This is a genomic window from Paenibacillus sp. J22P165, assembly GCF_059692015.1.
Genome location: NZ_JCAUAP010000001.1, coordinates 41416 through 63717 on the forward strand (window position 1 = coordinate 41416; position 22302 = coordinate 63717).

The window sequence follows — 22302 nt, forward strand, 5'->3', positions numbered from 1 at the left end:
TACACGGTTTCTATGAATTGAGCAAATGTTCATAAATAAACAAATGATTGAAAAATCCAATACAATCAAATACAATGAAAGCGTAATCATTGTGCGGCTTACGGTTGGAGCTGCAAAATTCTTTTTGAAATCGAAAGGGGTGGTTCAGCAAGCAATTGTGCAGGTAGAAGCAAGAGTTAGGCTCGATCGTCCATGCAAAACAAACTTAAAGGAGGAAATAAAATTGAAAAAGAAATATGTGTCCCTAATGCTTTCCGTTGGTATGCTTACGCTCATGTTAATGTCTGCACCGCAAAGCGCCTTTGCCTGGGGAGGCGTAACGACAGCTGGCGCTTCGCTTACGAACAGTAACAGCTCGGGCCATGGGAAGTTAGCGACAGATGCTTATAATGATACACGTGCAGCCGCATTCAAAACGTATATGACCTCCATACCAGATACAGGTTACGGGTTGATGCAGAAAAGATTGTTAAAATATATGGCAGAAGGCGATGTGGCAGCTGAAAAGGCTTGGGTTGCTCATTTGGATGATGGGGGCGATGCCGATGTGCCTATAACGCTAAACATTGATGAAAAGGATACGAATGATGGCGTCATCCACGTAGCAGCACATGCGGTGACCAACTTGAAATATGATGCACGTCTTCATAATGCTCTTGAGATGTTGAAGCTGGCTGTGTACTGGAAAAATCAAAATCAAAAGCCAGAGCTGCAGTTTAGACTGCTGGGGAATGGGGCACATTTGTTACAAGATTATTTTGCCCATTTGAATGCTGGTAGAGATGCAGGCAATCCACATAATATTGATGCCAACCTGAAGGTGGATAACGATGGGGATGGCGTGGCAGAAACATCGGTAGGCGCCGATACGGTCATGGATAGTCTCAATTGGGATAATCATTCTGACCACAATAGCGGGCTTCCATACGATATGCGTATCCAAGACGCGTTTGAAGTGGATTTTTGGCACAAAGATACGAATTGGGCGAATAATTATCGGTATAAACAATCGGTAGAGCTAACGATTAATTATTTCAATGCTTTTATGGCCGGGACACACGCTGATTTTGAAAAAACACTGGATCAAGGGTACGTGGTCAACGGAACCACGACAACGTACATTGACTACATTAGCAAAGTAGTGATTGATAACACGAATACGTATGCCACGTATGATTCGCCATGGACGGCATCAACGAGCACTGCGGGGTATTGGGATACTGATTATGCAACGGACGGCACGAGCGGAGCAGATGCATCCACGAGATGGGCGAAATTTTCGACGCCAGATGCAAATTCTTGGTACACTTTTAAGCCGGGCAAATATAAAATTTACATGAGATGGACGGCAGGCACAAACAGGCCGGATGCTGCGCCACTAGAGATCGCGTATAACGGTGGCGTCGACACGTCCAAAACGGTAAATCAACAAGTCAATGGCAGTCAGTGGAACTATATTGGTACCTATGATTTGGCGGAAACAGGCAGCTATGTGAAGCTATTGGCGACAGATGCTGGGACTACAATAGCGGACGCCGTTATGTTTGTTAAAACGGTGGAAAGCGATCCAATCGTTAGTCTCACTGCCTCCAGTTCGCACGAGGGAAATGGTTGGACCGTTAACAATGCAAAGGATGGCTTCCGATCCTCGTTATCAGGCATACTGGGCTGGAGCAGCCAGAATAGCACGTCTACGAATCATACGGAATGGATGACAGCGGATCTTGGCAGCAGTCAATCCATCAGCCGAGTCGATCTGTATCCAAGAAACGATGGCACGAATCTGGGCAGCTGCTTCCCAATTAATTTTACCATTCAAGTATCCTCTGATAATGTGAACTGGACGACAGTGACGACCAAGACCAATTATGCCAAACCAGGTAATAAGGTGCAGAGTTTTGCATTCACTTCCCAATCAGCAAGATATGTGAAAATAACAGGAACGAGCTTAAGAACCGATTCGTCTGGTGCATATAGAATGCAATTTGCAGAAATAGAAGTGTACTAAACTTCAAAAAACAGCCTGAAACATGTTAATCATGTAAAGGGCTGTTTTTTTCATAAACAGAAGATTCATTCAGTTGTATACTCAAGAAAGCAACGTAGAACAAGTTGAAATATGACAATGAAACTAGGGAGTTTCCCCTATGGAGCCGAAGTTGCTTTTGCTAGACTAAAAGTAACAGAAGACGTGGGCTTGATTGCCGTGTACGGCGCCGTAAGCACGCAGCTGTCCAGCTCTGGATTGATTTTATTTACATGGAGGGGTCACATTTGAAAAGCTTAATTAGCAAAAAAAGTACGCTGTCGTTACTCATAACAACACTTACGTTAGCTTCTACGCTCTCCGCTTGCTCAACAACAACAGACACCACTACCGATAAACCGGCTTCATCCGCAGCTCCGGCAGCAACCAAGCCTGCAGGCAACGCAGCTGAGCAAAGCCCTGAGGGCAAATACGATCCACCGATTAGCGTATCCATGGTGCGTGACATGCCAGGCGGTCTTACATTTCCGCAAGGGGATTCATTAGATAGCAACGTCATGACGAAACTATTGGAGCAAACATACGGAGTTAAGATTGAGAATAAATGGGTAACTGACGGTGTGACCTATAACGATAAGTTGAACGTGGCTATTGCGTCCGGTGACTTACCGGATATTTTCCGAGTGCAGCCCATCCAGCTGAAGCAACTTGCAGATGCTGGCATTATCGCTGATTTAACCGATGTGTACAAGAAAAACATTACCCCGCTTGCAGATGAGAAGCTACGAACGGATAAAGGTGTGGGCCTAGCCTCAGCTACGTTAGATGGTAAGCTAATGGGGATTCCGTATGTCAATGCAGCCATTGAGGGTGCACAGATGCTGTGGGTTCGCAAAGATTGGCTAGACAATCTTGGACTGACAGAGCCGAAAACGATGGACGATGTTTACAAAATATCAAAAGCTTTTAAAAACAATGATCCGGATAAAAATGGAAAAATTGATACGTTTGGCCTCGGGTTTTACTCCAATATCTTCGGTGGATTCGGCGGTATGACGGGCTTCTTTAACGGTTTTCATGCCTATAAAAACATGTGGGTCAAAGATCCGAAAGGCGGCAACGAGCTCGTTCAAGGTAACCTTCAGCCAGAAATGAAGCAAGCGCTTGCCAAGTTGCAGGAGTTGTACAAATCCGGTGAAATCGATAAAGAGTTTTCCGTGAAGACGGCGGACCAATTGCTGCAAGATATCGTGGCTGGGAAGATCGGGATGTTCTACGGAGCGTTCTCTGAGCCGCTGAATAAGCTTAACAAGGCTGTGACGGCTGATGCGAAACAAGTATGGGAAATGTATCCGCTGCCTTCCGTTGACGCTAAACCTGCGTTAGCGCAAGTGACGGCGATGCCGGCGTACTACTGGGTTGTAAATAAGAAAAGTAAGAATCCAGCAGCTGCGATTAAAATGATGAATTTATATGTTGAGAAGATTTTTGGGAAAACGGCTGACTTTAAGTTCATGTATGACGGGAATTTCGCCGTGTATCAATATCAAGACGTGAAAACGTTTGGTGCTACGAAAAATCTTGATCATTTCTTAGCGATTAAGGCTGGCTTAGCAGGCGACATGAGTAAGCTGAATCCGGAAGGTAAAGGCTATTTCGATCAAGTGAAGCAGTATCAAAGCGGTGACAAGACGATGTGGCGTTATGCGAAAATTTTTGGACCTGATGGTTCGGAAAAGGTCATCAACAAGTACGTAACGGAAAATCAGTTGTACTACGATCAATTTACGGGCATCCCATCGGAGTTAATGGTTGAGAAAACCGGTACGCTTGGTGATGTGACGAACGAAACGTTCATGAAAATTTTGCTCGGCGAATCCCCTGATCTGTTTGATAAATTCGTAGCGAATTACAATAAGCTCGGCGGTACGGATATTACGAAGCAAGTGAATGATTGGTACGGTAAGCAAAAGAAATAATTAAACGCTTGGAGTGATAGCCATGTGGAGCACACGAAAATCGATTTACTCACGCTGGCCTCTACATCTCATGCTGCTGCCCGGATTGGCGCTGTTGTTCGTGTATCATTACATTCCGATGCTAGGCGTATCGTTAGCTTTTCAGAATTTTAAGCCAACGTTAGGATTGTTTGGTTCCAAGTGGGTGGGATGGGACAACTTCACCTATATGATGGCATTGCCCAATATTTATCGGGTCATTTGGAATACGTTATACATTTCCGTGCTCAAGGTGATTGCGGGGCTGGCATTTCCAATTATTATTGCATTGCTACTGAATGAAATTCGCGCTGTGTTTGTGAAGCGCAGTATTCAGACGCTGATTTATTTGCCGCATTTTCTATCTTGGATCATTCTAGGCGGCATTCTAATCGATGTGTTGTCGCCGTCAACCGGTATTGTGAACGGCGTGTTGAAAGGGCTCGGTTTCGAGCCCGTTTTCTTCCTAGGGGAACCGAAGACATTTCCCTATGTACTCGTTACGACGGATGTGTGGAAGGAATTTGGCTTTAACACCATCGTCTATTTGGCGGCAATTACGGGTATTAATCCAAATCTATATGAAGCAGCTGTTGTGGATGGAGCGAATCGTTGGAAGCAAATTCTGCACATTACGATACCAGGTATCCTCCCGGTAATCGTTCTGCTCGCAACGCTGAGCCTTGGGCATATTTTGAATGCCGGGTTCGATCAAGTGTTCAATCTATACAATAAGGCCGTCTATGAAACCGGGGATATCATCGATACACTAGTGTACCGCATGGGGATTCAGCAGGCGAAATATTCACTTGCTACGGCGGTCGGGCTATTCAAGTCAGTCGTGTCATTTATCCTTATTTCCGTATCGTATATGTTAGCCTACCGATTTGCCAATTATCGCATATTTTAGAATGACAAATGACGAAGCAAGCTTTCCCTTCGGAAAGCTCCGGGAGGAGGCGACGATCGATTGATTCAGGATACATCTCTATCCTCTAGAATATTTACAATTTGGAACTATGCGTTTCTAATTGGGCTTTCGTTAGCTTGTGTATTTCCAATTGTGCACATATTTTCCATATCTTTAAGTTCGGATATTGCTGTTGCAGCGGGGCATGTGAAGCTGTGGCCTGTGGATTTTACAACGAATGCCTATCGCATTGTCCTTGGGAAGGTTGAATTCCTTCGCGCAATTGGCATAACGATGCAGCGAGTTTTACTCGGTGTAACGCTTAATATGCTCATGGCCATTCTGATGGCGTATCCACTCTCGAAGGAGAGCAAAGTATTTCCAATGCGAACGCTATATGCCTGGATCGTCGTATTTACGATGCTATTCCACGGCGGGCTGATTCCGACCTTTATGACCGTGAGAGCGACCGGGATTTTAGATACAATTTGGGCGCTCGTTTTGCCTAACGCGGTTCCCGTCTTTAACGTTCTGCTGCTGCTCAACTTTTTTCGCAGTCTGCCGAGAGAGCTGGAGGAGGCTTCGATGATGGATGGAGCGGGCCATCTGGTTACACTGCTTCGCGTCTACCTACCACTATCGCTTCCAGCCCTCGCGACCATCGGCTTATTTAGTACAGTCGGACACTGGAACGCTTGGTTTGACGCTATGATTTATATGAATACACCGTCGCACTATCCGTTGCAGACTTACCTTCGAACCATCGTTATCGACCTCGATTTGACCTCATTGACTGGGACGGGAGATACGCTTAAGGAGTATGACAAAATCTCGGCAAGGACGGTGCGGGCCGCCCAAATTTTCTTGGGTGCATTACCGATTTTGATGATTTACCCATTCCTGCAGCGTTACTTCACGAAGGGGATCGTAATGGGAAGCGTTAAGGAATAAATCTCGTTAGGAGCGGGGAAATCTCTTCGATCTTTAAGCAGAGCAGGAGCTTCCTTCATGTGTGTGGAAACCATAGAAAGCAATTTTTGTGGAGAAAGTTGAAGGGAGTTATGACATTGCGACACTTGCAAAAGCTGTTCAAACTGTATCCGAAGCTGATTCTGTCCTTTCTCATTGTCCTGACGCCTGTATATGCCATCAGCCTGATGATGAATAATTACGCCGAGCGTAATGTGCAGGATAAAATAGAAGAGTCTATGAAATCCAGTGTTAATTTTTATATTCGTCAACTAGAAAGCGACTTCAACCGTATCATTCGGATGCAGGAAGAATTCGTTAACGATCGAGACGTTGGTTTGTTAAGCGGCGCTGGGGAAATATTTAACGACTTTGACTGGCGAAACGCTGTCATTAATACGAGGAGTCGCTTAACTAGCTTGCGCAATTTGAATAGCTACGTACGGGAGGCAAGTATTTACTTACCTAGCGAAAAAAGATTGATTTCCTCCGCTGCCGCTTATGGGCAACTGAGCGAGGTGGAGTATGACTTGTTAAAAAGTGCGAGCCGACAAGTTGGTAACCCGTTCGTTTACGGCGATGATCGCTTGTATGTGAGCTTTCCCTTTTCCAATTTGGCGTTAATTAACGGTCGCGAACCTCGTTTTCTTGTCAGCGCCGAGATCGACGGCACTGCCGTTGGCGATGTCTTAGATACGATGAAGATCGACGGCAACGGCGGTGCGTTTGTAGTCGGGCACGATGAAAATTGGCTGCTCCACGGTAAAACAAGCAGTACAGACTTTATGCACGCCATAATGGACAGCTTGCAGCTGAGCCGTGCTGAAGGTGAAAAAGTGCTTCGTATTGATGGTCAAACCTATTGGGTTAATATTGAAAAATCGCAGAAGCTAGGCTTTTCTCTGATTATGTATATGCCTGAAACGCAAATGCTGGGAGCTTTGAAGCAGTTCCGAGTCTGGTTCTGGGTGTTGTCTGTCATTTCGGTACTGATTATCATTGTGTTCTCTTATTGGATCTTCTTGCAAATACATCAGCCTTTACGTCGATTAATTCAAGCTTTCAGAGGTCTTGAGAATGGCACTCCCGACAAAGAACTTGTTTACAAGCGATCGGATGAATTTGGTTACTTGTATCAGCAGTATAACCATTCCGTTAGCCGGATTAAGGAATTAATTCATGAAGTGTATGAACAGCAATACCGAGCCAATTTATCCGAGCTGCGACAGCTGCAATCGCAAATCAATCCGCATTTTTTATACAATAACTTTTTTATTTTATACCGTATGGCCAAAAATGAAGAAAACGATAATATTGCTCGTTTCACTTCGTACTTGGGCAAATATTTCCAGTTTATTACCAGGACGCAAAAGGGGCAGATTAGCCTGGCGGAAGAGACAGCTTTTTCACAAACCTATGTAGATATTCAATCGTTCCGCTTTGAGGATCGCATCGTAGCTCATTTTGCTGAGCTGCCTGCGCGATATGCAGGTGTGGAAGTTCCCAAGCTGGTCTTGCAGCCGATTATTGAGAATGTTTACCATCATGGCTTAAGCAATACACTGGAAGGCGGCTTGCTGGAAGTGCGCTTTGAGCAAGAAGGCGATAAGTTGTTCATCATTGTCGAGGATAATGGTGAAGAAATGCCGCAAGCTGATTACGATGAACTGCAGCACAAATTGAAGGCTTCTTCAGGCTGGAGCAATATTGAAACGACGGGCGTCATCAATGTTCACCGCAGACTACGGCTTGAATTTGGCGAAGAAGGCGGTGTGGTTTTTAACCGCAGGCCTGGTGGAGGAAATCAGGTTATTCTATGCATTCCGCTTGTCCATGAGCATGCCGACAAGATAGCAATCAGCGAGAAGGGCAGGGAGTCAATTCATGTATAAGCTGTTAATCGTGGACGATGAGCCGAGAATCGTGAACGGCCTGTATGAGCAGTTCTTGGATTGGGGAGATGTTGAGCTTGAGGTGTATCGCGCTTATTCAGCAGTCGAGGCCTTGCGTATTGTGAGTGCTGCGAAAATGGATATTGTCCTATCCGATATTCATATGCCGGGGATGAGCGGGCTGCAGCTGCAGCCCAAAATTATGGAGCTGTGGCCTCGTTGCAAAATGATTTTTTTAACTGGTTATGGCGACTTTGACTATATCCAATCTGCGATGCGTCATGGCGGTGTGGATTATATTCTAAAAATAGAAGGCGACGAGCCGATCTTCGCAGCCGTGCGCAAAGCGATCGCTCGTCTGCAGGATGAATTAGAAGTAGATCGGATTATTCAAGGAGCCAAGCTCCAAGTGCGGGAATCGCTCCCCTTGCAGCGGAAGGAGCTGCTCATGGGGTTGCTGGAGGGAGAGTTCGAGCCGAGGGGGACAACCCTGACGCGGATGAGAGAGCTTGAGATACCGCTAGATTTTAAAGAAGAGGTGCTCCTTGTTGCAGGGCGGATCGATGCTTGGCGGCAAGACGTCGTCAGTTCATACGACAAATCCCTATTCGTTTATGGGGTGCAAAATATTGCTGATGAATATTTAACCCCATTAACAAAAGCATCCTGCAGTTTGCGTGGTTCGGAGTTCGTTTGGTTTATTCAGCCTGCGGCCTCAGAGCTGCACGAGGTGGAGGAGCGTTGGCGCAACTGCGAAATGTTCGTGCGCGACACATTGTCGGACATTCAGGCCAGCTGCGCGAAGCTGCTCGATGTGCAGCTATCGTTCGCGGTCAGCGCGGCTTCGTGTGAATGGGAAGAGCTGAGCATGCAGCATCTCAAGCTGCAGCAGATGTTCCGCCAAGGACTTGGCGAGGGCAAGGAAGTGTTGTTGTTTGAGCCGAAAACGGTAATGTCCGAAGCGGGGGAAACGAGCAGAACGATAGACATAGCCGCACAAGCGGATGGAGCACTTTTAAGTCAAAAAATGAAAAAGCTCGAATGGCACCTAGAAAGTGGGCAGAAGGAAGAATTCGTTCCGTTATTCGGGGACATTACTCGTACGCTTGAAGCGCTTGCTGCCACTTGTGGTGAGGGGATGCCGCTCATTATCGAATTTCGGTACGCGCTGAGCGGCATGTTCTTGACGTATCTGAATCGTCGGGGTTTATTTGCCGAAGTGTCACGACGGATGAGAACGGAACCACTGCTTAACATCTCGTTGCTCCCTGTATGGCGCGAAGCGGAAGCCTATTTAGCTGAATTGTCCGAGCTGCTATTCTCGCTGAAGCAAAGTGAGCAGAAGGATCGCGTTTCTCAAATTGTTGCCGCCGTCAACCTATACATTGAACAGCACATTAGCGAACCGTTATCGCTTGATATATTAGCGGATCACGTCTATCTGCATCCAACGTACTTGTCCAGATTATATAAAATTTCCGCTGGAATTCGAGTCACCGACCGGATTAAAGAGCTGCGCATGAAACGGGCAAAAGAACTGCTCGCGAACACGCGGCTTAAAGTCCATGAGGTCGCTGTAGATGCAGGGTTTGAGTCCGCCCATTATTTTGCCAAGGTGTTCAAAAGAGAAATGAATCTTACCCCGCAGGAATATCGCACGATGGTAACGGAGTGATTCGCGGTGTAAGGACATCAAGGGGGATAGCAAGTAAATATGGCTATATCGTCAAAGGACTGGCAGGCCTCATGGATTTGGTGTGATGGCGAAGAAAGCCCGCGCAATGAATGGCACTGTTTTCGCAGGACATTCGATGTGCCGGCTTCAGGTTGGCGGGAGGCTGACATCTCCGTCACCGCTGATTCACGCTATGCGCTTTATATAAACGGAACGTTGATCGGACGAGGACCCGTTCGCAGCTGGCCGCACGAACTAGCTTACGATACGTATGATATCCGCCCTAGGCTAAAGCCTGGTGAACCGAATTCGGTTGCACTCCTGGTGATGCATTACGGGCTTTCTACATTTTCTTATATTCGCGGGCGCGGGGGTCTATTAGCCCAGATCGATTGGGCTTCAGGTGAAGGTGAGAACCAAGATAAAGGCTGGATTGGGACGGATGGTGCTTGGAAAACGGAACGGCACAAGGGCTATCAGACGCGTTCGCCAAGGATGTCGTTGCAGCTTGCCTTTGCTGAGTGGGTTGATGCTGGGATTTGGGATGAGCAGTGGTGCCAGTCAGCTTATGACGATCGCGATTGGGCGAACGCCTTTGTGATTGGCGAGGTAGGCATGGCGCCCTGGGTGGAATTAACCCCTCGGGATATTCCATATTTAACAGAGGAACGCATATACCCGTCTAGAATTGAATCCCTACATCAAGTAACTCCGCTGCCATGGACCGCTTATTTAGATGCACGTTCAATTCTCGTAAGTGATAGCACGCATGGTAATTCTACGGTATACGCAGGGCATGTGGGTACGACCATTCGCATGTCAGAACAAGCGAGCATCACGATCGGCTTTGCGTATGTACCGCCTTTCTTACATGCGGTTTGTGTGGATGGCATTCGGTATCCGAAGTCGAGTCTCAGGGGGCAAGGCAGTCAGGATCTCTATTTGGATGTGGATCTGATAGAAGGTGAACACTTGCTGTTATTTGAGCTGGCTGGCTCAGATCATGGCAGAGGAATATTTATGGGGATTAACTGCGAGGTACCGTTTGAAGTGATTTCCCCTGTGAATGCTGGCGAGGCGTTCTCGCCTTTTATCTCCATCGGAGCTGTAGAAAACTATGAATATATTGATCATGTGGTCGATGAACAGCAAATGGCTCAGGATCGACTTATTCAAGCGTGTGCAGGTAAAGAAGATTTGGTCGCAGGGCTGGACGACAGTAGTAAACGATTATATGAAGCTTTTTGCAGCATTAGCACTTCCAGTTCAATCAATGAAATAGTTAAGCTAGGAGTCCCGATCGCACCAGCTTCGCTGGCCTTTGTCAGCCCTGAATCAGTCTACACATTGACGGCTTGGAAAAAGCATGCGATTCAGAAGCCAGTTCCTGCGAGTTTACAGCAAGCGGTCATGGCGCATGTCGGATATGCAGAAGTTCCAACCTTTGGGGAAGATGATACAGAGTTTATTATTGATTTTGGCACGGAATGGTCAGGCTATCTTTCATTTGAAGTGGAAGCAGATGCAGGGACAGTGATGGATTTCTTCGGTGTTGAATATATGCAGGAAGGTAACGTCCACTACACGCATTACTTGGATAATTCGCTGCGCTACATCTGTGGTGAGGGAAGACAAACCTACACATCTCAAGTACGTCGAGGTTTTCGATATATCATCGTAACCGTGCGGAAGGCGAAGAGTACCGTACGACTATATAACGTGAATGTTCTGCAAAGTAACTATCCGGTAGCCGAGGTCGGACAGTTCCGCTGCTCGGACGCCAGACTGAATGAAATATGGGAAATGAGCCGTCATACCGTCAAACTGTGTATGGAGGATACGTATGTCGACTGTCCGGCATATGAACAAACGTTTTGGGTTGGAGACAGCCGCAATGAAGCGTTAATTACCTATTATTTGTATGGCGCAGAGTCTTTGGTCAAGCGTTGTTTGAATCTTGTGCCTGGTTCAAGGGGGCAGACGCCTCTTTATGCAGATCAGGTACCTAGCGGCTGGAATAGTGTCATTCCGAATTGGACTTTCTTCTGGGTGATCGCCTGCCACGAATATGTGATTAGAACCGGCGATTTGGATTATGCACACGAGATATGGCCGCATGTGGCATATACGCTGGAGCACTATGAACAGTTATTGGATGTGAACGGACTGTTAACCATGCAGGCATGGAACTTCTTAGATTGGGCGCCCTTGGATCAGCCCCGTAACGGTACCGTGACCCATCAAAATATGTTCCTCGTTAAAGCTTTCCAATCCGCATCACAGCTATCAGCTTTGGCTGGGATGGCGTCAGAAGGAGAGCGATTCACACAAACAGCGGATTCGCTGCGACAAGCGATCGAGACACATCTATGGTCAGAGGAGCGACAGGCCTATCTGGACTGTGTGCATAGCGATGGACGACGTTCGGAAGTTTTCAGTATGCAAACGCAAGTCGTCGCGTATTTGTGCGATATTGCGAGCAATGAGCGTAAAGCGAATGTGGAGCGATACTTAGAGTCGCCGCCTGAAGCGTTCGTCAAGATCGGCAGCCCTTTCATGTCATTTTTCTATTATGAAGCATTACTCAAAATGGGGAACATGCGTAAGCTGGTGGATGATATCCGTCTGCAATATGGGCGTATGTTGGATTATGGAGCCACGACCTGCTGGGAGACATACCCGAAAACGGATGGTCCTGATCCTACGCCAAGCCAATTAACGCGTAGTCATTGTCACGCTTGGTCGTCAGCACCTGGGTATTTCCTGGGAAGTGCCGTATTGGGAGTAACTTGTGAGCAGACAGAGCAGATAGGCTGGCGCGATGTGGTTATTCAGCCTAACCCATGTGGGCTTACATGGGCGAAGGGGAGCGTTCCGCTGCCCGAAGAAGGGCGTATCGATGTCTCTTGGAAAATTCAAAGTGATGGCCGGATTTATATTAAAGCATGGGCTCCAGCCGAACTGAACATATCGATCCTGCTTCCCGAAGGGATGGAAGGAGCAACCGAGCTGCACGTAGTGTAGCTCGGTTTGTTTATTAAATTTATGTTGGGGAGGCGAAGCTAAGTTATTCGGTTGCCAGCAGCTCGCGCGCGGTCTCTTCGGTTGTAATCAGGACATGAATAAGCTGACCCTGCAAGGCACCTTGAATCGCCTTCTTCTTGCTCACCCCATGAGCAACGCCGATGCGAAGCTCAATTTGCTGAAACTCTTCAGGGGTGGCGCCAACGACACGGCTGCTAAGACTAGGTTCGGAGAACACGCCTTTTTCATTATAAAAATGAAAGATTAGATCGCCAACGCTGGAAGCGGACAGCGCTTGACTGCCTAAACCTGGTACCAGATTTGACGTAATAATGGTGGCATCTTCACCGGTATGGCCAATTCCGACGACAGCGGCGTCTATCTTCTTAATTTCAGAAACTATTTCTTGTATGCTTGGGTCTTGTAAAAAGCTATTTTTGACTTCCACGTTAACGGCGATCGCAGGCGCGGGGAGCAAGATCGGTCTGCAACGAAGCGATTGCGCCCATAATTGAATAACGGTTGCAGCGGGAACGAGCTCTTCTTTGGCGCCGGACCCTCCGGAAAGCTGGATCACCTTTAAGCCAGGACGCGGATCGCACAAATGCATTTGAGTGCCAACGGCATGCAAGGTTTTCCCCCAACCTAGACCGATGGAACCGTGTGTAGGAAGGATAGAATTCAAATATTGGCTAGCGAGTACCTCGAAGGAAGTGCCTGATTCGTCAGAGCGAAAAATGACACAATCCTTCATCTTGAAGCGTTTCATAAGTTGGCTTTCCAAATCTGTATGACGGCAGCCATCCAGATCGGAGCGGATTTGAAATTGCACAATCCCTCGCTCTCTGGCTTCGCTCAGGAAACGAGCTACAGAAGAACGGCCAATGTTCAATTGCTCGCAAATTTCCTGCTGACTCATTTCGAGTACGTAATACATACGGGAAATTCTCTCTAGGAAGCTTTCTTTTGACAAATGCTCGTTATTCTGTGTTTTTGTCATGAGTGAGTGGCCCCGTTTCAATTATGGACATAAGTTTCATTTCTAATCAATTGCTCGAGTTAACTGAATCATATCACAAAAACCCCGAAGTGACGATATGGAGCAAGTCACTTCGGGGTCGTTTATTTGGTGGAGCTCACCTGCAGCAGGTGAGCTTCTTTCGTTGCGTTGAAATGGGTGAGTGTAAATAGATAATCACCTTTAAAATAACTATTCTTATAGGCGCCAGCACCAGCGCCAACCTCCAGCTCCATCACACTGTAGCCAGCTTCGTTTGGCTCAGTCAGCTTTTTGAAGGTCTCGATAGCTGGTTGCAGCAGCGCCAAAGGCTTCGAGCCCCAGATGCTAAGCGATGTGACGACCGCTTCCTTCGGGTTCGTCTTCGACGGCTCTACCAGCAGCGACAGCTGGTAGGCCGGGTAGCTCAGCAGCAGCTTCACGCCGATCGGCGCTGCTGCGCCCGCATTCGTGCCAGCACCTGCGGCTGGCACAACAACCCCGCCGGCGCCGTCAGCGGCCGGCTCCACACCGGAGGCGTCTGCGACCGCCGCCTCCTGGCCCGCGAGCATGACGCTGTCATCCTGCAGCGTCACTTCCGCCGGTTTGCCCAGCAAGTCTTCGACTTTCTTGCTGGACAAACCGATGAAGCTCGGCAGGCTGATCGCGCCGCCTGCCCAGAAGCTACGCAGCAGCGGCGCGCCGTCTGCGTCAAACAACGTGCCAAGGCCGTCATAGACGCCAGCCTTGAGATCGCCTTTATAGACGAGTTTGCCCAACTCGTCATAGGCTTCCCCGGCGCCGGTTAAGGCGCCGCTCTGGAACGCGCCCTTGAGGCGCGGTACGCCTTTTTCATCAAAAGCCACACCTTCTCCGCCATACTGGCCTACAAGGAACTGACCTTTATATTTTATCATGCCGCTAGGGTAGAACTCCGTGCCATCTCCCGAATAGCTGCCATTTTTAAAGCCGCCTTCGTAAAGGAGAATGCCCTTCGCATCATACAACTTACCTGTCCCGTTATATAGACTAGCCGAGAATTCACCTTCGTATTGAGCAATGCCTCCGGAGGAGAAAAGCTTTCCTGCCCCATTGTACATGCCCCCGTTGAAGCCTCCTTCATAGAGCAAATCACCGCTCGGAGCATATAATTTGCCGGCACCGCCGAATACCCCGTTTTGAAACTCACCGATGTACACGACTTTCTGTTTCTCATTATATAGCGTACCCGCACCGTTATAGGCATCAGCGGTAAAAGCTCCTTTGTACAGGAGATGTCCTTGCTCATCATAGAGCGTACCATTTCCGGATTTGAGCCCTTTTTCATAATCTCCCTCATACGCGAGAAGGCCATTGGCATGATATAGTTTACCTTTTCCTGAATAAAGACCATCCACCAGATCACCTACGTAGCGTGCTTCTTTTTTGGGATCGACAATTTTGCCATTGCCAGAAAAAGTTGTGAGCTTAGGTGTGTTTTCTTGGAGCACAGGCACACGGTTCAACCATTTATTCACGATCTTAGGTGGGCGAATGAATATGAAGAAGATGAGAACTAGAATGAACAATACGATGAAAATAAGCAGCCTCTTGGAGATGTAGTAGGAGCCGATCAATACGTAGTTTTTCAGAGAGGATTCACGAGTTTGAAGCATCACTCGCATCATTTGTTGAAATTTAATAATCGCTAACTTAGGCAGCCTTCCAACGGTTAAGAGGGCTTTCATAATATGTCCGATGAAAGGTGCTACGATAGGCTTCAGCACTTTTTCAATCGTTTTGATCGGCTCCAATACGCTCACTCCTTATTTCATTAGTGTCTCTAGCAAGTCCCCGGTTGCTCCAGCATCCTAGGCATATCTCCTGGTTTCTTGTGAGAAAGCTCTCTCACGACTATCCCCTTCGCTCAGTTCCGAAAGCGTCGATTCATCTCCTGAGCCAACGGGATAGTGCCCATAAGGAGACTGTCGATTGGAGCAGGGGCACGTTCACAAAAATAGTGTTATGAAAACATCGTATTTGCGCCTGGCTCGGACCTTAAATATCTATGGTACCTGAATCGTCATCTGACCAGGCTGCTGTATGGAAATAACGCCGCCCCAATTGCACATGCATTTGGAACTGTTATTTAAAGCTGGCATGTTGGCGACAAGAACAGTGGGAGATCCGGGTGCCCAAGGTGCTGCTGTGACAGGGATGCAAGGCATTGGTGTCAATACGCCAAGAGCTGCGGCTGTCGCCGCTGCAACCATTGGATTCGATGGTGAGTTGCACATACCGAACGGTAAAATATTTACCATGGGCTTATTATCCATGATGTTGGCGATAGGCATCGCGGTCATAACCATATTGGCAGGAAGTACCATTAATGAGCCAGGTGCAGCACCGAACGTGCATTGCAGCATCGCACCGCCGCATACTAGATTCCCCATTGTAGTAGCCCCTTCCTTAAAAAATTATTTCCCGTGCAATATTCGGCAAATTTCGCTTATCTCATTCTTTTATACTACTAGAAAAGGTTATATGCGGCAATCTAATCCTATCTTCGATTATTTTCGCTATTTTTCCCTAAAGAATGGATGCGAGAGTCGTAGAGATATTGTACTATAAAGAGAGAGAAGTACGTGAGCGGAGGGGTTTATCCTGATTGGTTTGAAAATGGTGAAATTAGGGCTGGCTTGCCTGTTGGCAACATCCTCAATTATGGCTGTAAGCGTGAATGCAGAAGCCGCTGGGGTCAAGGCTTTGACCATGCGGGAGGCTGTTGATCAAGGGCTTAAAAGGAATACCCAGCTTCGTGATGCCAGAACGGATGTTCTGAAGAAGCGGATTGAACTAGAGCAAGCTCAGCATACGGTAAACAATGAAGAAGCCAAAGCTTCCGGATTATTCGCCAAGCCTCATAATTTAAGTCAGGATATAAGCACGCGTTTGAAGGTGCCAGATGCGAGGTCGCAGTTGTTTATCGCGCAAGAAACATTGCGGCAGCAATCAAATACAGCGCGATATGACATCGAGAAAAGCTACTTAACAGCTTATCAAGACTCTGTGGCGGAAGAACGTTCTCGTAAGAAATATGAAGAAGCGAGAAAAGCGGTAGATACGGTAAAGACGAAGCGGAAATATGGTCTGGCCGATGCAGCTGAACAAGACAAGGTGGACAAAGCGCTTGAGAAAGCAGCGTCCGATTACAAACAAGCGCAATTGACGGCAAAGTCTAGCCGGTTGGCTCTAGGCAAATTAATGCAGCTAGATATGGAAAATAGAGTGGATCTCTCCTTCCAGCCCGATTACGCGGATTTAAATCAAAAGATGCTTCCTACTTATATCGCTATGGGTCAAAAATCGACAGTAAGCCTTTTAAGAGATACGGAGGCTCGCCGTTTGGCGGATGAAAAGCTGAACACGACCCGTAATTTATATAGCGGTAAATTTGGACCGGCCCGCATGAGGGTGATGGATGGGTTATTCAAAGAGAAAGAAATGGATATGGAACTGTTTCAAGCGAGCTATGATGAAACGCTTGGACGGGTGAAAGAGGATTGGCAGGGCTTTTTTATGCTATTGGGGTTCATTCCAATTCCGAAATCATTGCTGCAGGGTGAATTTGATGGACTGCGTTATTTAGATGATCTAACGAATGCGCTGCCTTTAGCGACGATGGAACAAAATAAGGCGCAGCTACAGGAAGTCGAAAGTCGAAACGCGGTTATTGCGGATGTTAGGCAATCCTTTTTAGAAGCGAAGGGAGCCGAAGAGGGCTATGCGCAAGCGCTGCGTGATAGAGACAATGCCCTTGCAAATTTGGCGAAAGCGAACCAAAAGCTCAAGCTAAGCTTAATGAAAGTAGAGGAGCTGCAGCCGTATAAGGATGCGGTTGAGCAAGCGGAGCAACAGATTGTTTCAGCACAGATTGCTTATAAAATGGCGCTAGGCAAGCTCGATTTAGGTACAGGGGGAGCTGTGAATCGTACGCTTCGCGAGGGGATACTGCCGTATCGTGATATAGATGATGGCTTGTCGCCAATGAAACCGGAGAAGCCCAAAGCACCTGTGGGTACTTGGAAGTTAAAACCAGCGGTGGGGCAATTGCTTAGCGATTTCAGCATTACTGTGAGCAAAAAGCTGGGTGCAACGGATTATGCGATATTTACTAAGGCGGGTAAACGGGTCGGGAAACGGACCAAAATTAATAAGCCGGTACGTAATTTAACACTTAAATTTAGTCAAATTGATCAGCTAAAAGTCGTGCTTTATAACAAAGGGAAAGTCGTTCAAACACTGCCACTGGATGGCAAAGGAAGCACCGGGCAGTTGGTTGTTCCAAGCACGGAGAACGGTGCGAGCACAGGTGATGGAAGTACTGGCGGTACTGGGACTGAGGGTCAGGCAGGAAGTGACGGAAGTACGGGTAACAATGGTGGTTCAGGAAATACAGGGAATAGTGGAAACAACGGCACCGGCGGAACAGGAAGTAACGGCACGGACGGTGATGGACAAAACGGGTCCGATAACGGAACGGGCGGTAATTCAGAGAATGCCGGAGAAGGAGAAGGCGCAGGTGGAGAGGAAGGCTTGGGGACGGTCATTATCGGTTCCTATAAAGTAAAGCTGGAAGCATTAACACCGGCCGCTTTTCAAGCAGCCACCGCTACCATGGCAACATCGGGACAAGGTATGGTGTATCAATCAGATGCGCCAGGGGCTGCTTGGATCGGTATGGATGATGCTTTAGATCCTGAAGCTTTAACGAATCCTTCTAGTTCATCTGTCCTATCCCAAAAAGCTGTGGATGCGCTCAAGGTAACTGTTGAAATCAAGGAACCTGGCACGATTGCTTCGTTAGAGACACCTGAGCAGCTGCAAGGCAAGATTGATACGTTAAAACAAGACATCGAGAAGCTGGAGGCTGCTAAGAAAGATGCTGTAGCAGCTATGAAGTTGAATGACATCGCGGATATTGCTGTGCAGCTGGAGGACGCGAAAGCTCAGCTAGGCATGCTGGAGGCGCTGCTCAAAGGTGACACCAAAGCCGCACTCGCGCAGATGGCGCTCGTGAACAATCCGGACGCGCTGATCGCAGCGCTGTCCGAGGAAGCATCGCCGGCTGAGCCGGGCGATGGCGGTTCAGGCGGCGAGGGAACGCCCGCCGCCGGGGATCAGGCCAGCGAGGATCAGCTGGCCTCCGAAGCCGAGCTCCAGCAGCAGAAGCTGGAGCAAGCCCTCGCCGCCGGCGAGCCGAAAGCCGCTGCAGCCTTGCTGCAGCAGCTTCTCGCGACGCAGGCGCAGCTGGTGGATGCACAAGTAGGCGCATCCGAGGGTCTGGCTTCGCTCGAAGCAGCGAAGCAGAAGCTTGAGGCTGCGCTGAGCGCAGCGCAGGCGCAGCAGGACACGGAGCGGGTGGCGACGCTGACCCGCTCGCTCGAAGCCGTCGACGCAGCGAAGCTGTCGACGCAGAAGGCAGCGCTGTTCGCGAAGCTGGACGCGGTACAGGCCTTGCTGGCAGAGTTGCCAGCAGATTCGGCCGTACAAGCGCAGCTGGAACAGCAGGTGGAGAAGCTGCTGTTCCAGCTGCAGCAGCAGGAGAAGTCGAAGTACGCACCGGAGGAGCTGCAAGAACTTGCAGCAGTTGCAGAAAGCTTGGCGAACTTGACGTCCATCCCTGCTACTGCTGATTCTGCAGAGATTCCTGTCACGATTCTACCTCTTTCGTCAGAAAACGTGCTTTCTTCCAATATTTCTATCAAATTCACAGCTCCGCCTGTTATAATAAATGGACAAGCCTATTTACCTATACGAGCTGTTTCCGAATCGTTCGGAGCGGCGGTAGATTGGGACCCTGAGAGTTTTACAGTCACAGTGAGTACGGAATATACAACAATTACGAGTTCAATTAACCAAGTTACAGCCTATATGGATGGGCAACCTATCGTGATTGATGGGCCATCCTTGCTGCTAGATGGTAGGACCTATGTGCCATTACGATTCATTTCCGAGTCTTTAGGCCTGGGTGTTGATTGGAACGCAGCAATGCAAATCATTCAGATTACAAATTAAGAGGAGATTACAAGCGATGAAGAAATCGATTGCGGCATTGCTGCTCGTCTTGCTGCTACTAGGTGCTGCAGGTACTTATCTGGGCACGCATCAAGAGAGCATCCAGCTGTGGCCTTGGAAAAAAAGCATGCCTTTCGACGGATTATCGAAGGCCATCTCAGACTCACAAAATAACTTATTCGTCATCGATAACGCCAAAAAAACGATTCACAAATTGAATGACCAAGGTATTCTCCAATTCTCCATAACTAGTGAGACTGGGAAAAATGGTGAAGTATATCGTTTTAATGATATGGCCGTCGATGATCAAGGGTATTTGTATACGATTCGTACCCTGTTAGATCCCTATGGGATCGCAGTGAAATCAGAACAGATTGTACGTTACAAACCAAATGGTGAATTTGATCGCAGTCTATTCACACAGGAATATAGCGATTCACAGAACAAAAGATATCGACTCGGCTCTTTGCGCAATGTGCAAGTGCATGAGGGCATGGTGTACTTTTTCAACGATGAAGTGAAAAAATTATCCTTATATGAAACACCAACAGGGAATGGTTCTACCACAGAACCTAAGCTTATGTATACGATTCCGCTTCCTGACAACAAGTACGTATCAGAAGCAGATGGATTTAAGTTAGGGAGCATCTATTATTCCACGCGCAGTGGTGAGATTTATCGTGCCTTGAGCGATGGTCGTTCCGAATTAGTCTATCCGCTTCCCGGGGTAGATCGCACACGACGCAATTTCCCAGAAAGCTTGCATTTAGATAATCAGGGACGTCTCATTTTTATTGATTTTAATTCGCGTATGATTACAAGGCTTGATCCGCAACAACCTTATGTATTAGAGTCACTTGTTAACGATGAGAAGGCTAAGGCAAGTGGGGCAGAGCTTGCTTTTGATACGACTGCGAGCAGTATTGGTCCGGATGGCAGCCTCATTATCGTAGAGTCCGCTCAAATCAATCGCCGACTGCCTGATGGTACGATCACACCTGCACTTATTGAAGCGGAGTTTAGTCGGTCTGCTCAAAACCATGCAATCCTGGTATGGTCGATTGCTGTAGTCTTCATTTTGCTGGTGCTTTATGCGATTAGAATTGTGTTTGTTAACCTGTTTAAGAGACGCTTACCGCTTATGATGAAGCAAATTTTCATTTTAATACCGGTCGTAGCTGTTGCCATGATTCTCCTCTCTACCGTTATTTACAACAGCTTCTCGAAGAAAATGGAAGAAGAGACGTTCAGTGAGCTGATTTTGCTCGCCAAGAATGGTCAAAATCTAGTTGATGGAGATAAGCTAGAAAGCCTCACCTCTCCTCTGGACTATCGAAGCGCGATTTATCAGTCGTTCCGCAAGAAGATTCAATCTGTCTTCGAGAATAATGCGACCGATGATAATCAAGGGTTTTACAAGGCGGTATACAAATATGAAGATGGCGTCATTTATCGTATTTTGGAAGACGATGATGGCATGCATATGTTTAATCCATTCCAGCAAACACCAGAGAATCAACAGGTTGTTCTGGAAGGTAAGCCAGCAACAGGCCAATGGGAGGATTTCTCTGGAGAATGGCGCTATGCCATTGCACCAATTTTCAACTCAGCGGGTAAAATTGTGGGCGTTTTTGAAACAAGTAAGAACTTAGATGGGCTGCTAAAGCATCGTCAATCCGTCCTAAACTCGATTATTCGCAATATTGCTCTTATCTCGGTTGGTTTACTGCTCGTGCTTGTGCTAATGACGTATGTTCTGCTTTCTTCCATCCGTAAGCTGCGCAATAGCGTAGGTGAAATTGCCAAAGGAAATTGGGATACAGTTGTCCAAATCAATTCACGGGATGAGGTGTCGGACCTGGGCGACAGCGTCAATACGATGGCTGCTCGGATTCGAGATTACATCACCAAAGTTGAGAATTTTAGTCAATCCTATTATCGATTCGTTCCACAACAGTTCTTGCGCTTCTTGAACAAAGAAAGCATTCTAGATGTCGAGCTTGGCGATCAAGTGGAACAGAATATGTCGATTTTGATTTTTAACATTCGAGGATTTTACCAAATATCCAAAAAGTTATCGCCAGAAGAAAATTTTAATTTCGTTAATTCCTTCCTCAAACGATTTGGTCCCTATGTCCGCAAGCATGAAGGGCTTATGAATAAGTATTTGGGGGCAGGATTTATGGCTCTCTTCCCCAATCAGGCAGATGAAGCGCTGCTCGCTTGCGTGGAGATGCGGAAGGAGCTAGATACTTACAACGCGCATAGATTAAAAGTAGGTTATTCGCCGCTTGATTTCGGCATCGGTTTACATAAGGGGCCTCTCCGCCTAGGTATCATTGGGGAGGAACAGCGTTTGGAGGGAAATGTAATTTCTGACGGAGTCAACCTAGCAACCATGTTAGAGAAGATGACGGATCCGTTAGGATCATCCATTCTGATCACGGATTCCGTGATCAAGTCCTTGGTCAAGTCTTCTGACTTTCTCTATCGCGATCTTGGTTTGATACAAGTAGATGGTGTGAAAGAACCACTTCACTTGTTTGATGTTTATCAAGGTGATGCAGATACGATTCGCGCTTTGAAAGAGAAGACGAAAGCCTTGTTCGAGCAAGCGGTTATGTACTATCAGGTCGGACGTTTCTATGACGCTCGTGAAGCTTTCCTAATGGTCATTAAGCAAAATCGTCAAGACAAAGCAGCGCAATTGTATTTCTACATGTGTGATGAATACTTCCAACATGGTACGACAGGTGAATGGAATGGAACACTATCGGTTTCATAAAGAGGAGAT

Annotated in this window: 12 protein-coding genes; 9 read left to right on the forward strand and 3 right to left on the reverse strand. The window is 47.4% G+C overall.

From position 1 onward, the window contains the following. Positions 1 to 223: 223 nt before the first annotated feature. From AC58QM_RS00185 to AC58QM_RS00215, 7 genes are all read left to right on the forward strand, one after another. Positions 224 to 2008, forward strand: a complete 1785-nt coding sequence (locus AC58QM_RS00185) for a discoidin domain-containing protein (protein ID WP_497280347.1) — start codon at positions 224 to 226, stop codon at positions 2006 to 2008. A 266-nt stretch (positions 2009 to 2274) separates the two neighbouring features. Next, positions 2275 to 3966 (forward strand): extracellular solute-binding protein, encoded by a 1692-nt coding sequence (locus AC58QM_RS00190; protein ID WP_497280349.1) that lies wholly within the window; start codon positions 2275 to 2277, stop codon positions 3964 to 3966. Between the two features lie 22 nt (positions 3967 to 3988). Then, a complete protein-coding gene (locus AC58QM_RS00195) occupies positions 3989 to 4894 on the forward strand; it encodes an ABC transporter permease (protein ID WP_497280351.1) in 906 nt (301 codons plus the stop codon). Between the two features lie 60 nt (positions 4895 to 4954). Next, positions 4955 to 5845 carry a carbohydrate ABC transporter permease gene (locus AC58QM_RS00200; protein WP_497280353.1) on the forward strand — a complete coding sequence of 297 codons (891 nt, stop codon included), beginning with the start codon at positions 4955 to 4957 and terminating at the stop codon, positions 5843 to 5845. A 116-nt stretch (positions 5846 to 5961) separates the two neighbouring features. Further along, positions 5962 to 7755 (forward strand): histidine kinase, encoded by a 1794-nt coding sequence (locus AC58QM_RS00205; RefSeq protein ID WP_497280355.1) that lies wholly within the window; start codon positions 5962 to 5964, stop codon positions 7753 to 7755. After that, a complete protein-coding gene (locus AC58QM_RS00210; protein ID WP_497280357.1) occupies positions 7748 to 9430 on the forward strand; it encodes a response regulator in 1683 nt (560 codons plus the stop codon). The genes AC58QM_RS00205 and AC58QM_RS00210 overlap by 8 nt, the downstream gene beginning before the upstream one ends. A gap of 39 nt (positions 9431 to 9469) precedes the next feature. Beyond that, positions 9470 to 12454 (forward strand): family 78 glycoside hydrolase catalytic domain, encoded by a 2985-nt coding sequence (locus AC58QM_RS00215; protein ID WP_497280359.1) that lies wholly within the window; start codon positions 9470 to 9472, stop codon positions 12452 to 12454. 43 nt (positions 12455 to 12497) lie between these two features. Here the strand turns inward: AC58QM_RS00215 and AC58QM_RS00220 are convergent, their stop codons facing one another. From AC58QM_RS00220 to AC58QM_RS00230, 3 genes are all read right to left on the reverse strand, one after another. After that, complete coding sequence (locus AC58QM_RS00220) at positions 12498 to 13454, reverse strand: sugar-binding transcriptional regulator (protein ID WP_310499584.1); 957 nt, start codon at positions 13452 to 13454, stop codon at positions 12498 to 12500. A 122-nt stretch (positions 13455 to 13576) separates the two neighbouring features. Continuing rightward, positions 13577 to 15244 (reverse strand): MORN repeat-containing protein, encoded by a 1668-nt coding sequence (locus AC58QM_RS00225; protein ID WP_497280360.1) that lies wholly within the window; start codon positions 15242 to 15244, stop codon positions 13577 to 13579. A 252-nt stretch (positions 15245 to 15496) separates the two neighbouring features. After that, positions 15497 to 15883, reverse strand: a complete 387-nt coding sequence (locus tag AC58QM_RS00230) for a DUF4280 domain-containing protein (protein WP_310499586.1) — start codon at positions 15881 to 15883, stop codon at positions 15497 to 15499. Positions 15884 to 16109: 226 nt separating this feature from the next. Here AC58QM_RS00230 and AC58QM_RS00235 point away from each other — a divergent pair, with 226 nt between their 5' ends. Continuing rightward, a complete protein-coding gene (locus AC58QM_RS00235) occupies positions 16110 to 19508 on the forward strand; it encodes a stalk domain-containing protein (RefSeq protein ID WP_497281544.1) in 3399 nt (1132 codons plus the stop codon). Between the two features lie 16 nt (positions 19509 to 19524). Continuing rightward, a complete protein-coding gene (locus tag AC58QM_RS00240; protein WP_497280362.1) occupies positions 19525 to 22293 on the forward strand; it encodes an adenylate/guanylate cyclase domain-containing protein in 2769 nt (922 codons plus the stop codon). The last annotated feature ends 9 nt before the right edge of the window (positions 22294 to 22302 follow it).

Excerpts from the sequence above, each read along its gene's own strand:
- AC58QM_RS00195 (WP_497280351.1), top strand. The coding sequence starts at position 3,989 with ATGTGGAGCACACGAAAATCGATTTACTCACGCTGGCCTCTACATCTC.
- AC58QM_RS00210 (WP_497280357.1), top strand. The coding sequence starts at position 7,748 with ATGTATAAGCTGTTAATCGTGGACGATGAGCCGAGAATCGTGAACGGC.
- AC58QM_RS00215 (WP_497280359.1), top strand. The coding sequence starts at position 9,470 with ATGGCTATATCGTCAAAGGACTGGCAGGCCTCATGGATTTGGTGTGAT.
- AC58QM_RS00220 (WP_310499584.1), bottom strand. The coding sequence starts at position 13,454 with ATGACAAAAACACAGAATAACGAGCATTTGTCAAAAGAAAGCTTCCTA.
- AC58QM_RS00230 (WP_310499586.1), bottom strand. The coding sequence starts at position 15,883 with ATGGGGAATCTAGTATGCGGCGGTGCGATGCTGCAATGCACGTTCGGT.
- AC58QM_RS00235 (WP_497281544.1), top strand. The coding sequence starts at position 16,110 with ATGGTGAAATTAGGGCTGGCTTGCCTGTTGGCAACATCCTCAATTATG.
- AC58QM_RS00240 (WP_497280362.1), top strand. The coding sequence starts at position 19,525 with ATGAAGAAATCGATTGCGGCATTGCTGCTCGTCTTGCTGCTACTAGGT.